A 22,568-nucleotide genomic window follows, 5' to 3' on the forward strand; every position below is an offset into this window, starting at 1 on the left:
GGGTTTTTTTATAGAAAAAATAATACAAATAGTATTAAAGTATAATTTAAAAAAATCTAAATTTGGTTTTTCAAATTATAACCAAACCATTTAGTAATGAAATCAATAAAACTTATTTACTTAGCCTTTTTTTTTCAATTTCTTTGCAGTAATACTATTTATGCTCAATTTGGTATTTCAACCGATTTATTAAAACTTGGTGCATCAACCCTTGGTATTGAGAAACTATTCAAAAAACCCGCAGCCATAACAACCGCTTTTGAAGATGTAAATAAAGAGGGGGCGCAAATGCCAAATTTTTTCAAATTAGAAGTCGCTCAGCCATTATATCTATTGCCCAAATCACCTAATGGAGGTTTTGTACTTTGTGCTGGTTATTATGAAATGACCAATAAAAGTTATTGTTTGCATGCAGGAACATTTGCACCTTCCAAAGGAGATGGCTACATGTATGCACCAACTAACGGATCAAAAAAGGAAATTGTTACAGCCATACTAAAAAGTGCAGAAAATCATCCTGAAATACACCAACATGATATCCAAATTTTATTATGGGCTATAATTGCTAAAACAAAATTCATTGATTTTAGCACTGAGGTAAAACTAACCGCTGTTACCCTACTTACCAAAAAACAATTAACACAACTAGAAGATGGTGCGCTAGGTTTCTTACCTGATGATGTTATCAATCAAGCCAAAGCAAAACTACCTGAAAGTGTGCAAACTGTATTTGAGGCCGAAAACAATATTCGTGGCTTAATAACTTCTGGAAACTATACCTATCAGGAAATGGAGAAGTATGCCATTCTTGCTGGTTTTGCACCTCCAAGAACTGATTATCCTAGCGGCGTTTGGACTTTACACCCTGACGGTTATTACATTCGATATATGCCTTCAGGTTATTCAGTTACCAAAGTTCAAATTTATGTCCCCAAAGAACTTATTATTAGCTTAAAAGGAAAAGGACTTATTTATGATGCAACCAATGATATTGCATGTCCAGCAAATACAGGTTCGCAAAGATTGGCACAAACCAACGAACCCTTAAATCCTGATTACACAATTGTATTAAAAACAGTATGTGACGGTGTAAATTAACATTAAAATAATAAAAATATTTATACAAAAAAATCCCGTTTCTATTTGAAGAAATGGGATTTTTTTCGATGTAATAGAGGTGAACTGCAGTGCATCTCTACAGAGTTCGTTTTTACAATGTGGTGTATTCTATTTTTTGCTCCACTCCGCAATGCTTTCTCTATTCATTTTTACGTAATCTTGATTTTTAGCTATTTCAGCTGCTTCAAGAGAAACTTTTGCAGTTTCGACAGCTCCTTTATAATCGCTTAATTTAGCTTGAATCAATGATTTTAAACGTGTGTACCAATATGGTTTTTCAGTACTCATATCCAAAGCTTTATCAACATAATTCAATGCTTTTGCATTATCGCCATTCGATTGATAAATGTATTGCGCTGCCGAAAAATAATCCGCTGATGTAGGGCCTGCCAACGCTTTTTCAATATTGGCCAATGTTACTTTTTGGGTAGGAACTTCAAATTTCATAGAAACCGAAGAGTTTTCCCAAGCCATATCCAAATAAGCAAAATTAGCATCCAAATTACTGATACCAATAGTAAAAGACTCCACAGGTTTTTGCAAGGCTTCTTCTTTAACAGTAGTTCTTAGCACTACATTCGCTTCATTCCACACTTCTGGATTTCCCCAATTGTTGGTTGCCGAATAAAAAATCACTTCCCAATTTTCAATTTTAGGAATTGTATACAAAGCATATTTTCCTTTAGGCAAAGTTTTACCATCAATTACAATATCCTCACTAAAAGAAATAGTCGTATTTTCATTGGCTCCAGTTCTCCAAACTTTTCCAAAAGGAACTAAATTTCCAAAAACAGCTCTGCCTCTAGCGGCAGGTCTCGAATAAACAATCTCTACATCTGTCAATCCAACAGTTTGGAAAACTGTTGCTTTTGGACTAGCTTGAGGTGTTTTTAACTGAGCCTCAGCAACAAAGGGTGCTATAATAAAAGCGAAAGCAATAAGAATCTTTTTCATATGTGTGTTTTTTTGTTAGTATTCAAATTTACAAATTCGAAAAATCAAAGATGTTAATATTTCCTTAATAGAAAATTAGTATTGCGATACAATTTCGTAATTCAATTCATTAAAATGATTGACTATAACATCTGCTAATGATAAATCCTGGTCTTTCGAATGGAAGCTGTTATACCCCACGCAAAAAATGTCTGCTGCTTTTGCTGCTTTCACTCCATTAGTACTGTCTTCAATTACGATGCAGTTTTCTCTTGGTGCAATTGACAAAGAAGCCGCATGCATGAAAATTGCAGGATGCGGTTTTGAATTTGGAAAATCTTCCCCGCTTACAATATGTGAAAAGTATTGGTGCAGATCAAATCGTCGAAAAACTCTATCTATTGTAACTTTTGAAGCCGATGAAGCCACAATCAGCTGCATACCATTTTTATGAAAATCTTTAATTAAATTTTCCACTCCTTCCAGTAAAGCCAAATCTTCTTTACTATCGAAAGCATCATTAAAAATAGATCTTTTTCTCAAAATCAAATCTTCTACTTCCTGTTCTAATTGAAAATGATCTTTTATTTTCTGAAAAGTATTGCGGGTTGACAATCCAGTAAATGACGTGTACATTTCCTCTGGAACCTCAATATTGAGTTCCCCAAATTGTTTGAAATATGCATAACGGTGTACGAGTTCTGTATCGACAATTACACCATCCATATCGAAAATTACGGTTTGTATCATTTTTTTCTAAAGTTTCTGAGATGCTGAGTTTCTAAGATACTGAGCAAAATTATAGTTATAGTTTGAATTGGTTTAACTTTGTTTAAAATGGTTTAATAAAATGCCAAACAGTTTAAACTCTTAAACATTTAAACCCTTCCTTCTTTTTTAAGCAAATATCGGATAACGGTTTCTGCAGCATGAAGCCCAAATAATCCCGGCATATAACTGTTAGTTCCGTAAAATGATTTTTTAAAATTTGAACCGTCAGTCATGCGCAGACTGCATTCATCTTGAATTTCAGAAGAAAAAACTACTTTCACTTTATTTATCTTCTCTTTTTTCAAACGCTTTCTGATCGTTTTAGCCAAATGACAATTTATGGTTTTTGAAATATCTGTAACTTTCACTTTAGAAGCATCCATTTTTCCTCCAGCACCCATACTGCTTATGATTCGGACTTTTTTTCTTCTGGCCGAAATTATCAGATTCAGTTTTGGCGTTACACTGTCTATGCAGTCTAAAACATAATCATATTCATTAGAAACAATTTCATAAGCACGTTCCGGCGAAAGAAATTCTTTTACTCGAATCAAATTCAATTCAGGATTAATATCCATCAGACGATCCCCTACAACATCCACTTTAGGTTGCCCTACCGTAGAATGCAAAGCAGGCAATTGTCTATTTATATTGGTAATATCCACTACATCTCCATCCACAATGGTCATTGTTCCCACTCCTGCCCTTGCCAAAAATTCGGCAGCAAAAGACCCAACACCTCCAAGTCCTACGACCATTACGTGAGCATTTTGCAAATTTTGTAATCCTTCTTTTTTAAATAATAGTTCGGCTCTTTCTGTCCACTCTGCCATATTTCTTTGTTTAATTTTTTAAAAAGTTTAATCGTTCAAAATTCTCATTATCTAAACCGATAATTCATAACCTCTAAAAACTGCTGCAAAATTACTGTTTATTTGCTGTTTAAGTTCATCCATGCTCCACTTTTTATATTTAGCTGCTAAAGCATATACTTCTTCGATTCCTTCTTCGACAGTATCTGTTTCCAAGAAAAAACGGTCATTGGGAATACTTTGAAAAACGGTTTCCAGTTGAGGATTTAACAATAAATATTTTCCAAACGAAATATAAAACCCGTTATCGATAAGTTCCTTCGCCACCTGCTTATTCTTTGAAAAACCGTGAATCAGCATTGGAACGGTAATTTTCAAGCGTTTCTTGGTGGCAATTACCTCTTGAAAAGCGGCAACACAATGAATCACAACAGGCTTATTGTATTTTTGCGCCAAAAGCAATTGCTTTTCAAAAACTATTTGCTGCAAATCAAACGGCATTTCAATGCGTTTGTCCAATCCGCATTCGCCAAGAGCGAGGCAATTCGGTTCCTGCAGTTTACTTTCAATAATCTGAAAATCAAGTTCCAACCTTTCTTCATTGATATACCACGGATGAATTCCAATGGAATAATTTGGAATTGAAGCATCAAATTCCTGCGGGTATTGATTGACGAGTTCCAAAACAGTTTTCTGATCCGTGAATTTGTGAGTATGCAGATTAAAAAACTTCATTAATCATGAAATTTCTTTACCCCCGCATTTATTTCGATAGCCAAGTCATTTTCCAAAGGTACTTTTGGACACGAATATTTATGATTATAAGCACAATAAGGATTGTACGATAAATTAAAATCAATCACAATCGTATTGCCTGTTGGAATTTTTAAATCAATGTATTTTCCGCCAATGTAACTCTCTTTACCCGAGGTCAAATCCGAAAACGGTAAAAACAAATGGTCTTTGTATTCTTCTTTTTTGGAAAGTTCAATATTGCGATAAATATTCAGTTTGAGCTCTTTTCCTTCCAGCTGAAAATGTGCTTCCCCGTATTTTACATACATTGGTTTTCTGGCGGTTGAAGTCGGCATTTCAAATGGTTTTTCATTCTCAGTTCTTATGAATTGAGCCACCACAAAAGCTTTTTCGTTTATTGGATAAAAGTCTAATGACTTAAATTTTGCCAAATCATCAGCAGTCAAAGGACTTGTCTTTGCATCGGCATATTCGGAATTGAGGTCTTTTTGAAATTTTTCGACAGCTGTGACATCAAATTTTTCTTGCCCAAAACCTAGATTAAATAATGCTATCAGAAGCAAAGTCAGTGTAACTCTCATATCTTTAAATTTTAAGCAAAAATAGATTAAAGTTAGAAAGCCACAAAACATCACATCAACTAAAAAAAAAACAAACACATGAGTTGATTTTACCGCAAATTCGCAAATTAAATTATTGCATAGATGAATTTTAAGAATTTGCAGATATCAATTTCTGCTTAAAAAAATAAAATCTGCGAATCTGCGGTAGTTTCAATTAGCTCCAAAAAAAACTTTGTAGATTTGCCTTCATAGAATTTTTTCCCATGCTCAAAACTGCCCTCGGTCGTTACATTAATAATTTCAAAGGATTCACTCGCGAAGTTTGGATACTTGCTTTAATCACTTTTATAAATAGAGCTGGAACAATGGTTCTGCCTTTTTTATCCAAATATTTAAAGGAAGATTTGAATTTTAGCTACAGTGAAGTAGGATGGATTATGGTTGCCTTTGGATTGGGTTCTATGTTAGGCTCTTGGATTGGAGGTAAATTGAGCGATAAAATTGGGTTTTATAAAATCATGATTTTCAGCCTTTTTACGAGCGGAATCCTGTTCATTCTACTGCAGTATATTACGAGTTTTTGGGGATTATGCATTGCGATGTTCATCATCATGGCAATTTCAGATATGTTTCGTCCGGCCATGTTTGTATCGCTGAGCGTATATGCCAAACCCGAAAACCGGGTTCGCGCCTTGTCTTTGGTGCGATTAGCGGTTAATCTTGGGTTTACAGCAGGCCCGGCATTGGGCGGACTTATAATTATTGGTATGGGATACTCGGGCTTGTTTTGGATTGACGGAAGTTCCTGTATCATCGCAATTCTGATTTTTGCTTTATGCATTAAAGAAAAAAAGAAAACTCCAATAAACATAGCAGATAACACCATATCAAGTGTCCCAAAATCCATTTACAAAGACAAAGCTTTCTGGTTACTGCTCTTTATCAGTTTTGTGACTTTTATGGTTTTTCTGCAAATATTCTCGACTTTGCCTTTATATCACAACGAAAAATTTGGTCTCAGCGAATTCCAAACCGGAATGCTCCTTTCAATCAACGGTCTGTTAGTTTTCCTTTTAGAAATGCCAATCGTAAGCACTTTAGAAAGAAAAAAAACGAATAAAATAAAGAGTATCGCCATTGGCTCACTGTTCATTACGCTTGGGTATTACATTTTATTACTCGATTCATGGGTAGGCATTCTCACCATCAGCATCATATTTCTCACTTTTGGAGAAATTTTTTCGTTCCCTTTTGTCAATGCCGTTGCCCTCAACCGCGCGCCAAAAGGTCAAGAAGGACAATATATGGGCTTCTACACCATGAGTTTCAGTCTGGCGCATATTGTCAGTTCCAAAACGGGTCTGGAAATCATTGCACATTATAACTATCAGGTCAATTGGCTTGTCATGGGAACTTTGGGTGCATTATCCCTACTTTGCTGTTTTTGGCTCAACAAAATGATACGCAACGAGTAAATAATAATGAGGGCGTGCCACCATTAAGAAAAAGGGACAGCTTATAGCACCGCATATTTCGTCCCTTTTCCTTAATGCTGTCGTGCTATCAGCGCTACTTCGGTAGCCAGCTTCTATCACTCACGCGACACAACAGCAGTTTTTCAGAAGATATATATTGTATACAAATCCTAACAGATTTTGAAAATCTGTTAGGATAAACAGCCATTCAACCCAGTAAAATCATTATAAAACTAAAATTTTAGTTAAATAACTATATTTTTAGTTTGTAAACTACAAATATAGTTGTATGTTTGTTTCAAATTAAATCATCATGCAAAAACTAACAAACAAAGAAGAAGAAATCATGCACATTTTATGGAAGCTCAAAAAAGCATTTGTAAAAGAAGTCATGGCCGAAATCACCGAAGAACAACCACATTACAATACGCTGTCCACGATAATCCGTAATCTGGAGGAAAAAGGATATGTAAATCATAATGCCTTTGGAAACACGCATCAATACTTCCCAATTGTAAGCATCGAGGATTACCGAAAAGGTTTTATGAGTACGGCAATCGATAATTATTTCAACAGTTCTTATAAAAACATGGTTTCCTTTTTTGCCAAAGAAGAGAAAATTTCGGCAGCCGAATTACGTGAAATCCTTTCAATGATCGAAACCCCAAAGAAATAAAACTATTCCTTTAAAAAAAATGGGGTTCATGACAACCAAAACAAAATAAAGGCTTCGGAATAAAAAAACAGTAAATACAAAATGGAAACACTATTCATATATATAGCAAAATCAAGCGGATTAATAGCACTGTTCTATTTTGCCTATTACTTCCTGTTGCGAAAAGAAACTTTCTTTACCGCAAACCGCTGGTATCTTTTGGCAGGCTTATTCACATCTGTAATTTTGCCATGGATAGTTTTTACCACTATTGTTTGGGTCGAGCCTACTCCAACTAATTTTGACTGGTCAAGACTTCCAATGAGACCTGTTAAGGATGAAAGTTTAGAAATCAACTGGTATCTGGTTTTGGCTGGAGCCTATATCATCGGAATAGCGTTGTTATTAATCCAGTTTGCCTTTGACTTTTATAATCTTAACCGCGTTTTAAAAGGAAAATCCATTCAGCGACAAGCCGATCACAAATTCATTGACCTCAAAGAAAATATTGCTCCTTTTTCTTATTTCAACACTATTGTTTACAACTCATCACTGTACAGCGAAGCCGAAATGGAAAGTATCCTAGAACACGAAAAAGTACACAGCGAACAATACCACACGGTAGACGTCTTAATCACGCGTTTCTTTTGCATCCTTTTTTGGTTCAACCCTTTTATGTGGCTTTACAAAAAAGCCATTCTGCAAAACTTAGAATTCATTGCCGACAGTGAAGCAGCCAAAAACATATCCGACAAAAAAGCGTATCAATTAACGCTTTTAAAAATAACAACACACGAGAATTGCGTTGTGCTTACCAATCATTTTTATCAATCATTAATCAAAAAACGAATCGTTATGTTAAACAAAAATCAATCAAAAAAATGGAATTCCTGGAAGTATGTACTGATACTTCCAGCATTAATTGCCTTTGTGTTTTTATTCCAAATGGAAGTTATTGCAAAGGAGAAAAATTTGAGTCCGAAAGTAGAGCAATCAGTCTCAGAGGATGTTGATATCTATAAAATTACCAAAAACACAACAGAAGCCGAATTAAAAGAAAAAGCCGAAATTCTAAAAGAAAAATATGACATAAAAACCACATTCTCTAAAATAAAAAGAAATTCAAATAATGAATTAATTGGTTTAAAAATCAAACTGCAAAAAGGAAAAGAAGCAGAGACTGTTACGGAAGTGAATAGTAGTGAACCCATAAAAGATTTTGCAATAGCCATTTCTAAAAATGAAAATGGAACCACAAATATTGGCATCGTTACTGAAAAAAACAAAGGAAACGATAAATTAACCCTAAGCAATAACGTAATATCTCCTAATACCCGAATTTCAGCAGACACTCAAATTTACATTGATGGAGAAAAATCAGAAAAAGCCGAAATGGATGAATTAGATCCTAAAGAAATTGCAACTGTAAATGTCACAAAAAATGATGAGAAAAAAGAAATCCGAATAATTACCAAAAATTTTTCCACAATAGGAGACGAGAATGAAATTTACATCAATGGCAAAAAAGTCACTCAAAATGAATTAGAGCAATTAGAACAAGGCTCAATTGATAGAATAGATATCAATAATAATTCTGGAAAAAAATCAATGAGGATTGTAACAAAAAACGGAACGTATTATCAAGACAAAAATATGCCAGTTCCTCCTGTCCCTCCTACTCCTCCAACTATGAAATTTAAAGCTCCTAAATCTCCTGCGTTCCCAAAAGCGCCAAAAGCACCGAAAGGTGATCCTATAACCGGAGATAAAAAAGCCTGGAAAGATTTTGAAAAGAAAATGGAAGAGTTTGACAAACAAATGAAAAAACTAGAACCTCAAATGGAAGCTTTCGACAAACAAATGGCTGAATTTGACAAACAAATGGAACCTTTCAATAAAGAAATGGAAGCTTTTGATGAGAAAATGAAAGTTTTTGACAAACAAATGGAAGAATATATGTCTAAGGTAGAAAAAGAAAACAAAAAATAATTCTGCAATACCATACAAAAGACGGTCTCTCATCAAGACCGTCTTTTTTTATAGTTGTATTTTTTATTTAATTGGAATTGGAAATACCGGAATACTAGAATGTCCAAGTGCATCAACTGTTTGTACGGCAAAAAAATAATTATCTTTAGAATAAGGTATTTCTGCTTTAGTATCTTTTACAAAAAAGGTCTTTTCCCAATGCGAGGAAGAAGTTTCTCTCATCAAAATCTGGTAACCAAATTGCGCTTTATCTTCTGGGGCACTCCATATTAAATTCGATGAATTAGAAAGATTTTTAACTTCAATACCTACATTTACAGGAGCTTTTGGTGACCATGCCAAATTGGCCAAAACAGCTAAATTAGCACAAGCATTTTTTCTTAAATAATCAAAATCCATAAATTCAGGAAGATCTCCAAATTTTGTATTGTTTTCTGTTCTCAAATCCTGATGCTGATGATCAAAATTTTCATTCATTTCGCAAAAACGAACCGCTGTAAATCCATTTTGGCTAAAAGGAGTATGATCACCACCACGCAAGAAACGGTCATTTCGATACACTAATTTAACGCTCAATTGATCAACGTACTGCTCCGTAGTTGTTTTTATATAACGTGCCAATAATCTTGAAGGGCTGTCGTTATCACGATTCGTCGATTTGCGCATTTTTGCTTCCTCTTCAGTCTCTAAATACGGAATTGTTTCACTAAAAACTCTTACTTGCGTATTGTCTCGCAAATTAGTTCCGCTAGATAAACTGTTGCCAATCATATCATTATTCAGCATGGCAAGAATATTCCAGTTATTAGCTTTTGCAAATTCTGCAAGATGCCTAGAGCCATAAAGTCCTTGTTCTTCACCAGTAACTGCGACAAAAATGATTGTAGCAGAGAACGATCTTTTGCTCATTATTTTTGCCAATTCCATAACAGCCGCAACTCCCGAACCATCATCGTTAGCGCCTGGTGCGTCAGACTTCACATTCATAACATCAGAAACACGCGAATCAAGATGTCCGCTTATTATGAGTACGCGATTATCATTCGGATTAGTTCCTTTTAAAGTAGCCATTACATTTCCAATCTGGCTGTCGACTTTTATACGTTTTCCGTCAGCCTTAACGGTAAAATAATCTATTTCAGAAGTTAATCTTCCGCCAGATTCAATAGCATATTTATCAAATTCAGATTTTACCCATTGTTGTGCAGCACCAATTCCTGTTGTTTTGCTTTTGGTATCACTTAAAGTATGTCTGGTCCCAAAAGTAACTAGTTTTCGAACAGTTGCTTCAAGATTTTCGGCTTTGACTTCCGAAATCATCTTCTTAATTTCAGGATCTTCAGCAACTTGTGAAATACCGATCTGTGAAAATAATAAAAAGGCAAAAACGAAGTAAAAAGTAGTTTTTTTCATTGATTTGGAGTTAATTTTGAATCTCAAATTTAATTAAAAAGGATAAACCATTATAAGTTGTCTGTTTCTTTTTTTATCAAAAAAAAATTTCGGCTTCCAATTTTCAAACTTCGTACATTTGCAGCTTAAAATCTCAATATTACCAAAACGTGTATTAGTGGTAGTAATTTTATAAAGCAAACATTTCATTTTCTGCTTCATCAACAATGTCGGATTCACTTGGATATCTTAAAAAAAAAATTATGTATAAAATTTTAGCCCAAATCAACAAACTTATTTTACCAAGCTTCACCAAACAAGGATTGGATGTTACGAAAGCCAAAAAATGGCAAATGGCGATTATTGGGTATCGTTATTATGTAACCAAAAGAGCTTTAGACTAAAGATTGTCAAAAGTTTAAAAAGTTTAAATGTTCAACGCTGTTTAAAATTATTTGATTGACTTACCGCAAAAAAAGTTTTGAAACGTAAGTACCATATAGACAACTTTAAACTTTCAAACAATTTCAATACGTTATTGCTGCAAAAATCTCGTTTCCCGCAATCTTTTCCCTACCATTCAGGAAAGTAATTTCCATTAGGAAATTGCACTGTACAATTACACCTCCCAACTGTTCTACTAATTCACAAACCGCCTTCGCAGTTCCTCCAGTGGCCAAAACATCATCGTGAATCAAAACTCTATCTCCTTTTTGGATAGCATCAATATGAATTTCAAGCGTATCAGTACCATACTCTAAATCATAAGACGCCGAAATAGTATCAAAAGGCAGTTTATTAGGTTTCCGAACCGGAACAAAACCCACATTTAATTCCTGCGCCAAAAGCATCCCAAAGAAAAAACCCCTACTTTCTACCCCAATTACCTTATCTATATTTTTATCTTTTACTGATGAAACCAGTATTTCTAAGCATTCTTTCCTTGCATTTGCGTCAATTAGCAACGGAGTGATGTCTTTAAATACAATTCCTTCTTTTGGAAATCCCTGAATATCACGTATATATTTTTTTAAACTCATTTTTTTTAATTTTAATGTAAATTCATGCTTGCAAGATACATATTTATTCCTATATTTGCACCCGCATTAAGGCCTCGTGGCGCAACTGAATAGCGCACTTGATTACGGCTCAAGAGGTTACTGGTTTGAATCCAGTCGAGGTCACAAGCTTAAAAGCCCATTTCTTACGAAATGGGCTTTTTTTTATGCCTTTTTTTGACTTTTTACTGAAGGATATATTTTGGAGCATGTACTATTCCCTGAGTATAATAAGCAAAGAACGGCTTTTGAGACTGAATCCATTTGATAGCGTGATCGGCTAAATTACCAATGGTAGCAACACCTTTTGGCACTAAACTATTATAACCCGGAAAGGGAGTTGAAAATTCCATAATTATACCTGTAGCGGCTGTATGATGATTTCTACCCGTTATAAGTGCCGCTCTTAACGGCTAACAAACTGCTGTGGCATGAAAACGATTTTACTTTATTCCGTTTGTGGCTAAAGCATCAAAATTTGGAGTAGGAATAAGGATATCCAAAAGCAAAAGTTCCTCCAAAACCAACATCATCAATCATAATCAAAAGTAAGTTAGGAGCTCCTTCTGGTGCACTAATTTCTTTAGGCCTGTCAATTTTATCTGAATTCTTAATGGCAGGAGCTATTTTACCTACTTTTTGATACGGCTCAATAGTCAAAACAGTTCTGTCTGGCCAATTTTGTGGCGTCTCTTTTTCCTTTGCATTCACTACAGAAAATGAAAATAACACGATTAATCCTCCGAGTAAAAAGTTGCTTTTCATTATATCAATAGTTTTTAATTATTTTAAAAATAGATAAAAAACAATTGGCTATACAAAGTAAGAAATAACCAATCGTTAAACACCTAAGTCAAACAATAACGACTATATAACCCTATCAATTAACTGCATTAAATATTTATCAAAAAAAAAACATCAAATAAGTTTTAAAACCAAACAAATCAATTTTTAATCATCAACTAAGTAAATAAAATATTACAAAATGTACTCAATACGGCTTAATTGCTATCTTTTTTCTAGCATTAACAATATGATTTTTGGAGTTTACTGCTTTTGCAACATTAACCAAAAAAACTATCTTTACAGAATAAGCATTTTAAGGGCTTCTAATAAGGTTAGTTAAAAATAAATAGTGTTGCTTTTTTTTTAAATTTATTAATCCTGATTCAAGTTTCCTTATTTTTAAAAAATTCATTCTAGTAAAACTTGTTTTTATGCAGCGAAAGTTCCTCTTCCTGATATTTTTTATCATTGTATTGTTTGTTGTTTTCAGAATTTTTATTGTAGAAAGCAGTACCACCAAAGACATAAAATACACTATGATATCTAATAACAGTAAAACTTATGTTGGCGACCAATCCTGCAAAGAATGCCACAAAGGCGAGCATAAAGAGTGGACAGAATCGCATCATTTTATGTCTATGCTGCTCCCTTCGGAAAAAACAGTAAAAGGAAATTTTGACAACATAACTCATACTGCTGACGGCGTTACCAGCCGATTCTTTAAAAAAGGAAACAAATATTTTATCAATACACAGGGTGAGGATGGCAAAAATCATGATTACGAAGTAAAATACACCTTTGGTTTTACTCCATTGCAGCAATATTTAGTTGCATTTCCAGGAGGGAGACTGCAGGTTCCAAGAGTGAGTTGGGACTCTAAACAAAAAAAATGGTATAATCAATATGCCAAACAAACTGTCTCTTCCCACGATTGGCTGCATTGGACTGGTAATTCCCAAAACTGGAATACTATGTGTGCTTCCTGCCATTCGACCAACTTGCAAAAGAATTACGATGATAAGACAGACACTTACAAGACTACTTATAGTATTATTAATGTGAGCTGTGAGAGTTGTCATGGTGCTGGAAAACAGCACAGCGATTACATCAAGGGTGAAGATTATAAAGACGGTGAAAAAATTAAAGGCAGTTTCCTAAAATTGGTTAAAAATGGCAGTCAGCTTGAACAAATCAATACTTGCGCGCCATGTCATGCCCGAGCATCAGAAATTAGCAACAATCATATTCGGAGCAATGAAATTATGGATAATTATATACCACAAATTCCAGACAGCGAATATTTCTTTGCCGATGGACAAATTGATGATGAAGATTATATCTACACTTCATTTCTACAAAGTAAAATGTTTAGCAAAGGGGTAAAATGCAGCAATTGTCATAATCCACATTCCACAAAACTAAAAAAAATAGACAATCAGACCTGTTTGCAATGTCATATTCCACAAAAATATAATGTACCCACCCATACTTTTCATCCTGTGGGAAGCCAATCTTCACTATGTGTGAGCTGTCATATGCCAGGAAAAATATATATGGGCAACGATTTACGACACGACCACAGTTTTAGAGTTCCGAGACCTGACCTATCGGTAACTTATGGAACTCCAAATGCCTGCAACAACTGCCATCAAGATAAATCAAACAAATACCTGACTGATGCTATAGTAAAATGGTATGGCCCGAAAAGAAAATATCATTTTGCAGATGATCTTATACCGGGAAGCCAATTGAATTCACAAAGTGAAACTCATCTCAAAAAATTAATCAACTACACACAAACACCAAACATAATCAAAGCAACTGCCGCTTTTTATCTTGGTAAAATTCAAACCCAAACCAGTTTAAACACACTGCTAAAATGTCTTCATAATAAAGATGCACAAGTAAGATACAGAGCATTGACTAGTCTTGCCAATTTTCAGCCAACAAGTTGGGTTGATGCAGTAGGCCCGCTACTTTCCGACAAGGTCAGAGCTGTGCGTATAGCTGCTGCAGATTTATACATTACAATTCCTTCAGCACAAATAAAAGACCAGTACAAAGAAGCTTTTTCTGAGGCTCATACAGAGTTAAAAACATATTTGCACTATCAAACCGATTTTTCTGTTGGAAACATAATGTTAGCCGATTACTATCTAAAATTACAAGATTATTCTAATGCCGAAAAATATTACAAGAAAGGATTAAGAAAAGACTCCCAGATGAATTATGCCTGGCTTAATCTATCTTCGACCTATAATTTACTAGGCAAAAATGAAGAGGCATTGAAATCATTAGAATTTGCCTTAAAAAACGATTCAAAAAACGATCGTATTCATTACAATATGGCTTTGTTGTACAACGAAATGGGGAACAAGCCAGCTGCTAAAAATTCTTTTGCAAAGGCGGTCGCACTGAAATCATTGAATCCGAGGGTCTATTATAATTATGGATTACTTTTGAATGAAGCTAAAAAATTTAAAGAAGCGGAATTAATTTTGACTAAAGGAATTACACTAAATCCATCAGCATCTGAACTTTATTATGCATTGACATTTGTTTACATCCAAACCAACAATACTATTAAGGCGCAGAATACGGCAATGCATTTAAAGAAATTGGATCCAAACAATCCAGAATATCAAGAATTATTTAGAAATATGGGAGTTTCACAATAAAAAACAAATTACCCCGAGGCAAAGCCATCGAGGTAAAAATTGAAAAAAAATCGTTTTTTTTTTTAAATTTAGGTTTTCAAACTTTCCTCTCTAATCCTAGGGAAAGCCTCTAAGAATTCAACTTATTAAGGTTTAAGATTTGGGTAAATTTTATTTTTTAAAACTTTCGGGAGCTCCTAGATAAGTTTGTTTCAATTCCCCTTTTTGAGTTTCTATCACAATTTTCTGCAAAACTAATCCGCCATTCATTGCATAAAACTTTAATGCATGTTTTCCTGGGGTAATGATAGCATGGCTTGATTCTAGTATTTTAATGTTATTGGCTACAGAAGTGTTCCAGTTTCTATCGGAACTGTCTTGATGTACATTAATAATTTGAGGCATTTCATCGTCTATCGAAATTCCATATTTTAATCCTTCTCCTGTGGCATAATTAATTGTTGGTGAAAAATACGCCTGTACCTTAACATCCCCTTTTTCGAAAAAATAGGTATCGAATTCTAGCATTGGGGAAGTTTTGGAAATTTCCAAAGGAGCACTATTAGAAGGTTGCAAACTTACTCCCGAAGCCGTACGACCAAGATTTGGAATTGTAACCCATTTATAAGGTTCAGAAGCAATTGCTTTGGTGTAGTTTTCAGCTTCCATTGAAATGTATCCGTTACTTTCAATAAAACCGTCTTCTTTTTTCAAAACAACATTTTTCGAGTGAACAAAAACAGGAATATTTTTTTTATTTGCGGAGACAATAAATGATGTTTTAAAATCTCCTTTTGGTGCTTTTTCCCAATCAATCTGCACTGTTATTCTCTCCTCTTTATTAATGGTTCCCTGAGTTTTAGAAAACTTTATCCAGTTTGATTTGGAGCTTATTTTAAATTGAAAAGGTTGTGTTCCTCTATTGAAAATATCAAAATAATAGCCTTTATTTTCATAAGAAGTAAAGATTGGCAATAGAGATTCTGCTGTGGAATTTGGCCACCAATTTGTTGAACCTTCAACGGCTATACCCATCTCTGAGCTAGCTTTGTTTTCAATGATTTTGGTTTTTGGAATACTATTTTCATTTGGCTGTTGCCAATAGGTGTATCCAATATGAGTTTGTGACATCATGTGATTCCACTTTCCATTTGCCATCTTTTTGTGATAATAATCGGTAAGTTCTGCATCTTTTTCAAATAACTCTTTTACTTTTTTGGCATACTCATTTGTGGAAGCTCTCCCTTGATTGGCATACAAATGATTTTTTGCCGTTGCAAGGTATAGCTCGTTTAGATTTGCACTTGCCAGAACAGGATACAAAATCAGTTGATAATAGGCATCTTTATATTCCGGTTTCAGCTGATTATTAATCTCTTGTGCTTTTTTAGCCAATTCATTATAATCACTCACCACTTTTTCGGCTTCATTATAATGGGTCAAACTATAAGTAGATGCGTCCAATAATTCTGGTTTTCTGCGTGCATTGTATTTGGTATACAGCTTCAAAATGTGCGCAATATCTTCGGTATAATGACCGTCAAAATTTTCTTTTGCCCATTGCAAATAATAATCTCCCAAGTTACTTGCATCCCAATTATCAGGATTCCAAGCATAGTCCAAAAAAAACTCGGTTGGAAATTCCATTGGCTTGATATCTCCAACATTTACAATCCATACTCGATCTACCCCATATTGATAGGCCAAATGCATTTGTTCCCAAGTGCGCTCGATTTGGTTGGTGTTTATCCATTTATAATTTCTTGGTCCACCCACATAATCAAAATGATAGTAAATACCGTAACCTCCTTTACGGGGTTCTGAATTTAAATTCGGTAATTTCCTGATGTTTCCCCAGTTATCATCACAAAACAAAAGGGTCACATCGTCTGGAACACGCATCCCTTTGTCATAATAATCCTGAACCTCTTTGTACAAAGCCCAAATTTGAGGTGTTTGCTCTGCCGGTTTTTTGGTTACATTACTAATAATTTCACGCTGTGTTTTTACAATATTTTCCAATAAATTTATTGCAGTTCCTTCGGTCATAGGCTCATCTCCATCACCACGCATACCAATAGTAACAATGGTCTCGGTAGTACCCATTCGTTTTATTCCGTCTGCCCAGAATTGTTTTAACTTTTCAGAATTGGTAGTAAAGTCCCATTTCCCATCTATCGATTTATCCCATTCTGCATGAGCACGAGTTAGCGGTTCATGGTGCGAAGTTCCCATTACAATTCCATACTCATCCGCCAAAACTGCATTTTGGGAATCCTCCACATAAAACTTCTTACCCCACATCGCCGGCCATAAATAATTGCCTTTCATTCTAAGGATTAATTCAAAAACTTTGTCGTAAAATTTGGCATTGAAACCTCCATATTTTTCAACAGCCCAACCAGTGAGTGCAGGAGCTTCATCGTTTATAAATATTCCTCGGTACTTAACTTTTGGTTCTCCCAAGGTGTGAGTACCCGGAATAACGTGCAATTCCGACTGTTTTTTAACTGGTACATCAGCCCAAAAAGCCAAAGGAGAAACACCAATTTGGTTCGAAAGATCATAAATACCATAAATGGTTCCTCTCTTGTCCGATCCAGCAATAACCAATGCTTTCTGAACTCCAGCGATGGGATTTTCGACAATCTGAGTGATAAATTTTTCCCATTTCCCCTGAAGTTGAGTCAAGTCAATTTTGCCCTCTTTTACTAATTGATCAATGATTGGACTTTTACCCAGAGTGCCAATAATAACCAAATAGTTTTCATTTGCAGATTTGTTTTTTATAATGCTTGGCGAAATATTGGTAACGGCTTGTATGTCCTTTTGAAGATGTCCAACAACACGCAATACTCCTGAAAAATCGCTATCACTTACCCATATTGAAGCCACTTTTCCATTTGATGCCAAAGGAAAACTTCCTTTTGTTGCTTGGTTAGTTACATACTTATTTGGGTTTATGGCATAGCCAATGTTTACTGTTACAAACAATAGTAATACAGTTATGACAACTATTTTTCTTTGGATTAATTGCACCTTTTTTAATTTTTAAATTCTGAATTATTTTACGACTGTTTCATTTTATACAAAATACCCATTTCCAATCCTCTCAATTCGGCTAATCCTTTGAGCCTTCCTACCAATGAATAACCTGGATATTGTTCTTTTCCTTCTTCAATTGAATGGAGAAAACCATGGTCGGGACGCATGGGCAAGCTCAAGTTTCTTTTTTGCATCAGCTGAATCAATTTTTCCATGATGCTTTCCATAGGATTATCACCATGAAGATGTTCGGATTCTCTAAAAACTGCTTTACTGTCTCTTATTACATTTCTTAAATGCAAAAAATGGATTCGGTTTCCGTGGTTTTCAATTATTTTTTCCAAATCATTATTGGGCTCTGCACCCAATGAACCTGTACAATAACACAATCCATTTGCATTTACGGGCACTGCTTCAAAAATCTTTTTCAAGTCTTCTTCTGTACAAACTATTCTTGGCAAACCCATAACAGATAATGGTGGATCATCAGGATGTATGGCCATTTTTACGCCTAATTTTTCGGCGACTGGAGCTACTTCTGATAGGAAAAAAATTAAATTTTCTCTTAATTTATCGTTGTCAATATGTTTGTAATTATCCAATAATGCCAAAATTTGTTCTGCTGTAAAATTTACTTTACTACCCGGTAATCCAAGCAGTACATTTTTAAACAACAATTCTTTTTCAGTTTCAGAAAGAGTATTTCCGTAGTCTAATGCAGTTTGTTTATCTTCCTCTGAATAATCATTTTCAGCATTTGGTCTTTTTAACAAATAAACATCAAAATAAGTAAATGCAACTTGACTGTAAAGTAACGCTTTGGAACCATCCGGATTTTCAAAATCATGATTGGTACGTACCCAATCCAAAATCGGCATAAAATTATAAGTGACCACTTTAATACCACATTCAGCTACATTTTTTAAGCTGATTTTATAATTTTCAATGTATTGCAAATAGTGGCCATTTGCTTTTTTAATATCTTCATGAACTGGTAAACTTTCTATTACCGTCCATTCCATTCCTGCATTTCGGATGGTTTCCTGACGCGCTTTAATCGCATCGATTGTCCAAATTTCTCCTACCGGAATTTCATGTAGTGCCGTAACGATTCCTGTTACGCCACATTGTCTAATATCTTTTAAAGCGATGGTGTCATTTGGACCAAACCAACGCATTGTTTGCTGCATTTTTATCATTTGTCGAAAATTAAAATCCAATACTGTTTCCTCCGTCAACTGGGAGAATCGTTCCTGTTACAAATTTTGATTCGCTGGAAGCAAAATAATATACTGCATCTGCGATATCATCTGGTTCTCCCAAAATTCCCATTGGAGTTCTGGAAAGTACTTTGTTTTTTCTTTCAGGATCACTGTCTAAAGCTTTGGCAGACATTTTGGTCTTAATAAAACCTGGCGCTACACAATTTACCCGAATACCATACTGTGCCAATTCTACCGCCATTGCTCTTGTCATTGCTTCGATAGCACCTTTACTTGCCGTGTAAGCTATTACTTTTGGCAAACCATATTGAGATGCCATCGAACTAATGTTGATAATAGCTCCTCCCTCGTGATTTTTCATCACTTTCACCACTTCCCTACTGATGGCAAAAACACTTTGTATATTCGTATGAATAATGGATTCAAAATCATCATCGGTTACTTCGATAAAGTCTTTTTTTGAGTTTATACCCGCATTATTTACCAAAATATCAATATTCCCTTCTTTGGCAATACTTTCGATCATTTTTGGAATTCCTTCTAAATCATTCAAATCAAAAATTACAGGAATTGCATTTGGTCCTATTTCACTACAAGCTTCTTCCGTTTTGTCTTTAGACCTTCCAATGATAAAAGTCTTGATTCCATTATCACATAATTTTTTTGCCGTTGCAAAACCCAAACCGGAATTACCACCCGTAACAATTGCTGTTTTTGTATTCATTTTTAAAAAAGTTTAATCGTTTAATTGTTTAATCGTTTAAAATGTTTAATTGTCTAAAGCCTGAGCTATTAAACAATTAACCAAATCAACTATTCCTTTAACCCAAAATCTGCATTAGAAATCTACTGCATCTGAATTCTTCTTCAAAACCAAGTACTTACTCCTATTTATAAAATCAAAATACAAAAGTATTCCTCATTAAAAAATAGTCCGTGAGCACTTGCTTTTATTGAATAATTCAGCTTCGTTACGAAGTCTAATGCAGATTCTGGGTTTAATTGTTTCCTGGTGCAAATGGAAATTTCAAGGATTGGAAATAATCTAATGTCTGAGTTGGTTTTTCAACTCCTTTAGGCAACTCCTTTCCTGAAAATTGTTGAAAATACAACAGACAAGCATCGCGCCACCATTGTGCTTCTTTATATTGAATGTTCAACAGCATTTTGACTTCATTAAATCGCTGTTTGTCAACGTGTTTTTCCATTTTATCCCAAGTAGAAGCCATTTTTCCAACTTCATCTACACCCTCTTGGTATTTTAATGCCATACCATTCCAAAGCGTTTGGCCATTTTTTAATTTATAATCCCAAGAAAGGTGGTGAAACCATAATAAATCTTTTTCGGGGCAGGTCGCTACATTGTCAAACATTTTGGCAACCTCAGGAGCATATTGTCCAGTTGCATTACTCCCTGTTTTGGAACGGTCAAATCCTATTCCGTTTTTATCCGCTTTATGGTAATAAACAGGATTCCATTCTGGGCGAGATAAATTACTTACCCACGGACCAGGTCCATAATGATGCCCTGTATCCATAATATGATGCAATCCCAAAGGTGTCATGTAATTGACAACTGCTTCTCTAGATTGCAGCATCATTTCTTTCACAGGATAGACGAAATTTTCATCATTCGAAAAAGTGGAACGCAACCATTCTTCCGCTATTTCCCCAGAATCTAAATACGGATTCCAAGCCAATCTTCCAAAGCCGTACCAATTCGCTTGCGCAAAAGGATGTCCCGTCCAGTTGATGTCATTTCCAATATTGGCTACTCCGGCTATACCGGTAATTTTATGATGGTCTAATGATCCATCAATAATTTTGGCCACTGAAGAACCTTTGCCTAGTCTGTAAGTGTCCGATTCCAAAACCTCCTGATATAATTTTGGCAGATAAACCAAGTGTGTGCTGAAGCCCAAATATTCCTGGGTGATTTGAAATTCCATCATCAAGGGTGTTTTTGGCATTGCTCCAAACATGGGATGAAAAGGTTCTCTTGGCTGAAAATCAATCGCCCCATTTTTCACCTGAACAATTACGTTATCTCGAAACTTCCCATCATAAGGAACAAATTCGTTATAGGCTTGTTTGGCTCTATCATCAGCATCATGCTCGGAATAGACAAATGCTCTCCACATCACGATTCCACTAAAAGGAGCTAACGCATCGGCCAGCATATTAGCACCATCAACATGGTTTCGTCCATAGTTTTGTGGTCCAGGCTGTCCTTCGGAATTAGCTTTTACTAAAAATCCACCAAAATCAGGAATCCTCTTGTATATTTCTTTTGCTTTTTCTTTCCACCAATTAATCACTTGGGCATCATAAGGATCGGCAGTTTTCAAGCCGCCTATTTCGATTGGAGCTGAAAATCGGGCGGTCAAATACACTTTGATTCCATAAGGTCTAAAAACGTTTGCTAAAGCTTCGACTTTTTCTAAATAGTGTGGTGTCAAAATCAAAGCATTCGCGTTTACATTATTTAAAACTGTTCCATTGATTCCTATTGAAGCATTGGCACGGGCATAATCAATGTAACGCTGATCAATAAAATCAGGTAATTTTTGCCAGTTCCAAAGCGAAAAACCCGCATAACCACGTTCCACTGTTCGATTTAAATTATCCCAATGGTTTAATATCCGCAGATTAATTTTTGGAGAATCAACTATTCTTAGCTTTTCAATTGCTTTATTGGTTTGAATCAATCTCAAAAAATTAAAAACACCATATAAAACCCCTACATCGGTTTTTCCCGTAATTAAAATGTGATTTTTATTATTGAATGAAATGTTTTTAATAATGTAGCCTTCGTCATTAATTTGCTCCAATTCACTTTTCAGGTTTTTCAGAATATCCTCTTTTAAAGAAGATTTTGAGCCAATAATAAGCGTATTTTCTGTCGCAATATTTTGATGAACTCCAATAGTTGTACCCAACATACCCGAAAGTCCTAATTGCAGCTCCTTTGATGCCACTTGGATCGTTTCAGAATTACCAAAAGTGACTATTCCATTGATTTTTGATTTATATGTTGCAATCAATTCAGAATCTTGAAGTTTTCTGTATTGAAGCCATAATTTATAGTCCTCCTGTGCCGATGCAGTCAACGACAACATCAATATCGAAAAATAAACTAGTAAATATCTCTTCTATAAATACATCATAATTAATTAGTTCTTTATTTATAGCACCTTTAAAAAAAATGATCCGTTTTATCGTAAAAACTTTGTAATTTTTAATTTGTGTAATAATTTATTTTATATTTGCAACCGATTGCGTAAAAGTATATCAATGAAATCTAAGAAAAAAATTTTCATTCGATTTTTTTTAT

At 34.7% G+C, this 22,568-nt stretch carries 19 protein-coding genes and 1 tRNA gene; 7 read left to right on the plus strand and 13 right to left on the minus strand.

Annotation, left to right across the window (positions count from 1 at the left end; translation table 11 throughout):
* The first annotated feature begins 96 nt into the window (after positions 1-96).
* Positions 97-1,098, plus strand: a complete 1,002-nt coding sequence (locus tag B0E44_RS15210; protein ID WP_077377125.1) for a hypothetical protein — start codon at positions 97-99, stop codon at positions 1,096-1,098.
* A gap of 129 nt (positions 1,099-1,227) precedes the next feature.
* On the opposite strand, the gene B0E44_RS15215 is transcribed toward B0E44_RS15210, so the two are convergent.
* The 5 genes from B0E44_RS15215 to B0E44_RS15235 all read right to left on the minus strand — a co-directional run bounded on the left by B0E44_RS15215 (position 1,228) and on the right by B0E44_RS15235 (position 4,972).
* Complete coding sequence (locus B0E44_RS15215) at positions 1,228-2,073, minus strand: DUF2911 domain-containing protein (protein ID WP_077377128.1); 846 nt, start codon at positions 2,071-2,073, stop codon at positions 1,228-1,230.
* 75 nt (positions 2,074-2,148) lie between these two features.
* Entirely contained in the window at positions 2,149-2,802 is a 654-nt protein-coding gene (locus B0E44_RS15220; protein ID WP_077377131.1) for an HAD family phosphatase, read from the minus strand.
* Between the two features lie 128 nt (positions 2,803-2,930).
* Positions 2,931-3,656: a ThiF family adenylyltransferase gene (locus B0E44_RS15225; protein ID WP_077377134.1), complete on the minus strand. Its 726-nt coding sequence runs from the start codon at positions 3,654-3,656 to the stop codon at positions 2,931-2,933.
* Positions 3,657-3,707: 51 nt separating this feature from the next.
* Positions 3,708-4,370, minus strand: a complete 663-nt coding sequence (locus B0E44_RS15230) for a TatD family hydrolase (RefSeq protein WP_077377137.1) — start codon at positions 4,368-4,370, stop codon at positions 3,708-3,710.
* Positions 4,370-4,972: a DUF1684 domain-containing protein gene (locus tag B0E44_RS15235; protein WP_077377140.1), complete on the minus strand. Its 603-nt coding sequence runs from the start codon at positions 4,970-4,972 to the stop codon at positions 4,370-4,372. The genes B0E44_RS15230 and B0E44_RS15235 overlap by 1 nt, the downstream gene beginning before the upstream one ends.
* A gap of 245 nt (positions 4,973-5,217) precedes the next feature.
* Here B0E44_RS15235 and B0E44_RS15240 point away from each other — a divergent pair, with 245 nt between their 5' ends.
* From B0E44_RS15240 to B0E44_RS15250, 3 genes are all read left to right on the plus strand, one after another.
* Positions 5,218-6,429, plus strand: a complete 1,212-nt coding sequence (locus B0E44_RS15240; RefSeq protein ID WP_077377142.1) for an MFS transporter — start codon at positions 5,218-5,220, stop codon at positions 6,427-6,429.
* A 313-nt stretch (positions 6,430-6,742) separates the two neighbouring features.
* Entirely contained in the window at positions 6,743-7,105 is a 363-nt protein-coding gene (locus B0E44_RS15245) for a BlaI/MecI/CopY family transcriptional regulator (RefSeq protein WP_077377145.1), read from the plus strand.
* Between the two features lie 81 nt (positions 7,106-7,186).
* Complete coding sequence (locus tag B0E44_RS15250; RefSeq protein WP_077377148.1) at positions 7,187-9,073, plus strand: M56 family metallopeptidase; 1,887 nt, start codon at positions 7,187-7,189, stop codon at positions 9,071-9,073.
* 63 nt (positions 9,074-9,136) lie between these two features.
* On the opposite strand, the gene B0E44_RS15255 is transcribed toward B0E44_RS15250, so the two are convergent.
* Entirely contained in the window at positions 9,137-10,486 is a 1,350-nt protein-coding gene (locus B0E44_RS15255; protein WP_077377151.1) for a M28 family metallopeptidase, read from the minus strand.
* 242 nt (positions 10,487-10,728) lie between these two features.
* Between B0E44_RS15255 and B0E44_RS15260 the strand changes: the two genes are divergently transcribed.
* Complete coding sequence (locus tag B0E44_RS15260) at positions 10,729-10,869, plus strand: SsrA-binding protein (protein WP_077377190.1); 141 nt, start codon at positions 10,729-10,731, stop codon at positions 10,867-10,869.
* Between the two features lie 123 nt (positions 10,870-10,992).
* On the opposite strand, the gene B0E44_RS15265 is transcribed toward B0E44_RS15260, so the two are convergent.
* Positions 10,993-11,505 (minus strand): adenine phosphoribosyltransferase, encoded by a 513-nt coding sequence (locus tag B0E44_RS15265; RefSeq protein WP_077377154.1) that lies wholly within the window; start codon positions 11,503-11,505, stop codon positions 10,993-10,995.
* Positions 11,506-11,575: 70 nt separating this feature from the next.
* Between B0E44_RS15265 and B0E44_RS15270 the strand changes: the two genes are divergently transcribed.
* Positions 11,576-11,649, plus strand: a tRNA-Arg gene (locus B0E44_RS15270).
* Between the two features lie 59 nt (positions 11,650-11,708).
* Here the strand turns inward: B0E44_RS15270 and B0E44_RS18880 are convergent.
* Together B0E44_RS18880 and B0E44_RS15275 are read right to left on the minus strand one after the other, a co-directional pair.
* On the minus strand, positions 11,709-11,876 hold the full coding sequence (locus tag B0E44_RS18880; RefSeq protein WP_165688816.1) for a hypothetical protein: 168 nt from the start codon (positions 11,874-11,876) through the stop codon (positions 11,709-11,711).
* 118 nt (positions 11,877-11,994) lie between these two features.
* Positions 11,995-12,288, minus strand: coding sequence for a hypothetical protein (locus tag B0E44_RS15275; RefSeq protein ID WP_077377157.1), 294 nt, complete (start codon positions 12,286-12,288; stop codon positions 11,995-11,997).
* A 452-nt stretch (positions 12,289-12,740) separates the two neighbouring features.
* Here B0E44_RS15275 and B0E44_RS15280 point away from each other — a divergent pair, with 452 nt between their 5' ends.
* Complete coding sequence (locus B0E44_RS15280; RefSeq protein ID WP_217341312.1) at positions 12,741-14,987, plus strand: tetratricopeptide repeat protein; 2,247 nt, start codon at positions 12,741-12,743, stop codon at positions 14,985-14,987.
* A gap of 150 nt (positions 14,988-15,137) precedes the next feature.
* Here B0E44_RS15280 and B0E44_RS15285 read toward each other — a convergent pair whose 3' ends face one another.
* The 4 genes from B0E44_RS15285 to B0E44_RS15300 all read right to left on the minus strand — a co-directional run bounded on the left by B0E44_RS15285 (position 15,138) and on the right by B0E44_RS15300 (position 22,353).
* The gene (locus B0E44_RS15285) at positions 15,138-18,005 is read right to left on the minus strand and encodes a glycosyl hydrolase 115 family protein (protein WP_124019353.1); all 2,868 of its coding nucleotides are present in this window, start codon (positions 18,003-18,005) and stop codon (positions 15,138-15,140) included.
* A 29-nt stretch (positions 18,006-18,034) separates the two neighbouring features.
* On the minus strand, positions 18,035-19,201 hold the full coding sequence (uxuA, locus tag B0E44_RS15290) for a mannonate dehydratase (RefSeq protein WP_124019354.1): 1,167 nt from the start codon (positions 19,199-19,201) through the stop codon (positions 18,035-18,037).
* Positions 19,202-19,220: 19 nt separating this feature from the next.
* Entirely contained in the window at positions 19,221-19,958 is a 738-nt protein-coding gene (locus B0E44_RS15295; protein WP_077377160.1) for an SDR family NAD(P)-dependent oxidoreductase, read from the minus strand.
* Between the two features lie 274 nt (positions 19,959-20,232).
* Complete coding sequence (locus B0E44_RS15300; RefSeq protein WP_077377163.1) at positions 20,233-22,353, minus strand: alpha-glucuronidase family glycosyl hydrolase; 2,121 nt, start codon at positions 22,351-22,353, stop codon at positions 20,233-20,235.
* Between the last annotated feature and the right edge of the window lie 215 nt (positions 22,354-22,568).

It is taken from the genome of Flavobacterium sp. A45 (assembly GCF_002001005.1).
GTDB lineage: Bacteria > Bacteroidota > Bacteroidia > Flavobacteriales > Flavobacteriaceae > Flavobacterium.

What these genes read in the sequence shown, in the direction of transcription:
- B0E44_RS15210 (WP_077377125.1), top strand. Translation starts at nt 97, where the DNA reads ATGAAATCAATAAAACTTATTTACTTAGCCTTTTTTTTTCAATTTCTT.
- B0E44_RS15215 (WP_077377128.1), bottom strand. Translation starts at nt 2,073, where the DNA reads ATGAAAAAGATTCTTATTGCTTTCGCTTTTATTATAGCACCCTTTGTT.
- B0E44_RS15220 (WP_077377131.1), bottom strand. Translation starts at nt 2,802, where the DNA reads ATGATACAAACCGTAATTTTCGATATGGATGGTGTAATTGTCGATACA.
- B0E44_RS15225 (WP_077377134.1), bottom strand. Translation starts at nt 3,656, where the DNA reads ATGGCAGAGTGGACAGAAAGAGCCGAACTATTATTTAAAAAAGAAGGA.
- B0E44_RS15230 (WP_077377137.1), bottom strand. Translation starts at nt 4,370, where the DNA reads ATGAAGTTTTTTAATCTGCATACTCACAAATTCACGGATCAGAAAACT.
- B0E44_RS15235 (WP_077377140.1), bottom strand. Translation starts at nt 4,972, where the DNA reads ATGAGAGTTACACTGACTTTGCTTCTGATAGCATTATTTAATCTAGGT.
- B0E44_RS15240 (WP_077377142.1), top strand. Translation starts at nt 5,218, where the DNA reads ATGCTCAAAACTGCCCTCGGTCGTTACATTAATAATTTCAAAGGATTC.
- B0E44_RS15245 (WP_077377145.1), top strand. Translation starts at nt 6,743, where the DNA reads ATGCAAAAACTAACAAACAAAGAAGAAGAAATCATGCACATTTTATGG.
- B0E44_RS15250 (WP_077377148.1), top strand. Translation starts at nt 7,187, where the DNA reads ATGGAAACACTATTCATATATATAGCAAAATCAAGCGGATTAATAGCA.
- B0E44_RS15255 (WP_077377151.1), bottom strand. Translation starts at nt 10,486, where the DNA reads ATGAAAAAAACTACTTTTTACTTCGTTTTTGCCTTTTTATTATTTTCA.
- B0E44_RS15260 (WP_077377190.1), top strand. Translation starts at nt 10,729, where the DNA reads ATGTATAAAATTTTAGCCCAAATCAACAAACTTATTTTACCAAGCTTC.
- B0E44_RS15265 (WP_077377154.1), bottom strand. Translation starts at nt 11,505, where the DNA reads ATGAGTTTAAAAAAATATATACGTGATATTCAGGGATTTCCAAAAGAA.
- B0E44_RS18880 (WP_165688816.1), bottom strand. Translation starts at nt 11,876, where the DNA reads ATGGAATTTTCAACTCCCTTTCCGGGTTATAATAGTTTAGTGCCAAAA.
- B0E44_RS15275 (WP_077377157.1), bottom strand. Translation starts at nt 12,288, where the DNA reads ATGAAAAGCAACTTTTTACTCGGAGGATTAATCGTGTTATTTTCATTT.
- B0E44_RS15280 (WP_217341312.1), top strand. Translation starts at nt 12,741, where the DNA reads ATGCAGCGAAAGTTCCTCTTCCTGATATTTTTTATCATTGTATTGTTT.
- uxuA (WP_124019354.1), bottom strand. Translation starts at nt 19,201, where the DNA reads ATGCAGCAAACAATGCGTTGGTTTGGTCCAAATGACACCATCGCTTTA.
- B0E44_RS15295 (WP_077377160.1), bottom strand. Translation starts at nt 19,958, where the DNA reads ATGAATACAAAAACAGCAATTGTTACGGGTGGTAATTCCGGTTTGGGT.
- B0E44_RS15300 (WP_077377163.1), bottom strand. Translation starts at nt 22,353, where the DNA reads ATGTTGTCGTTGACTGCATCGGCACAGGAGGACTATAAATTATGGCTT.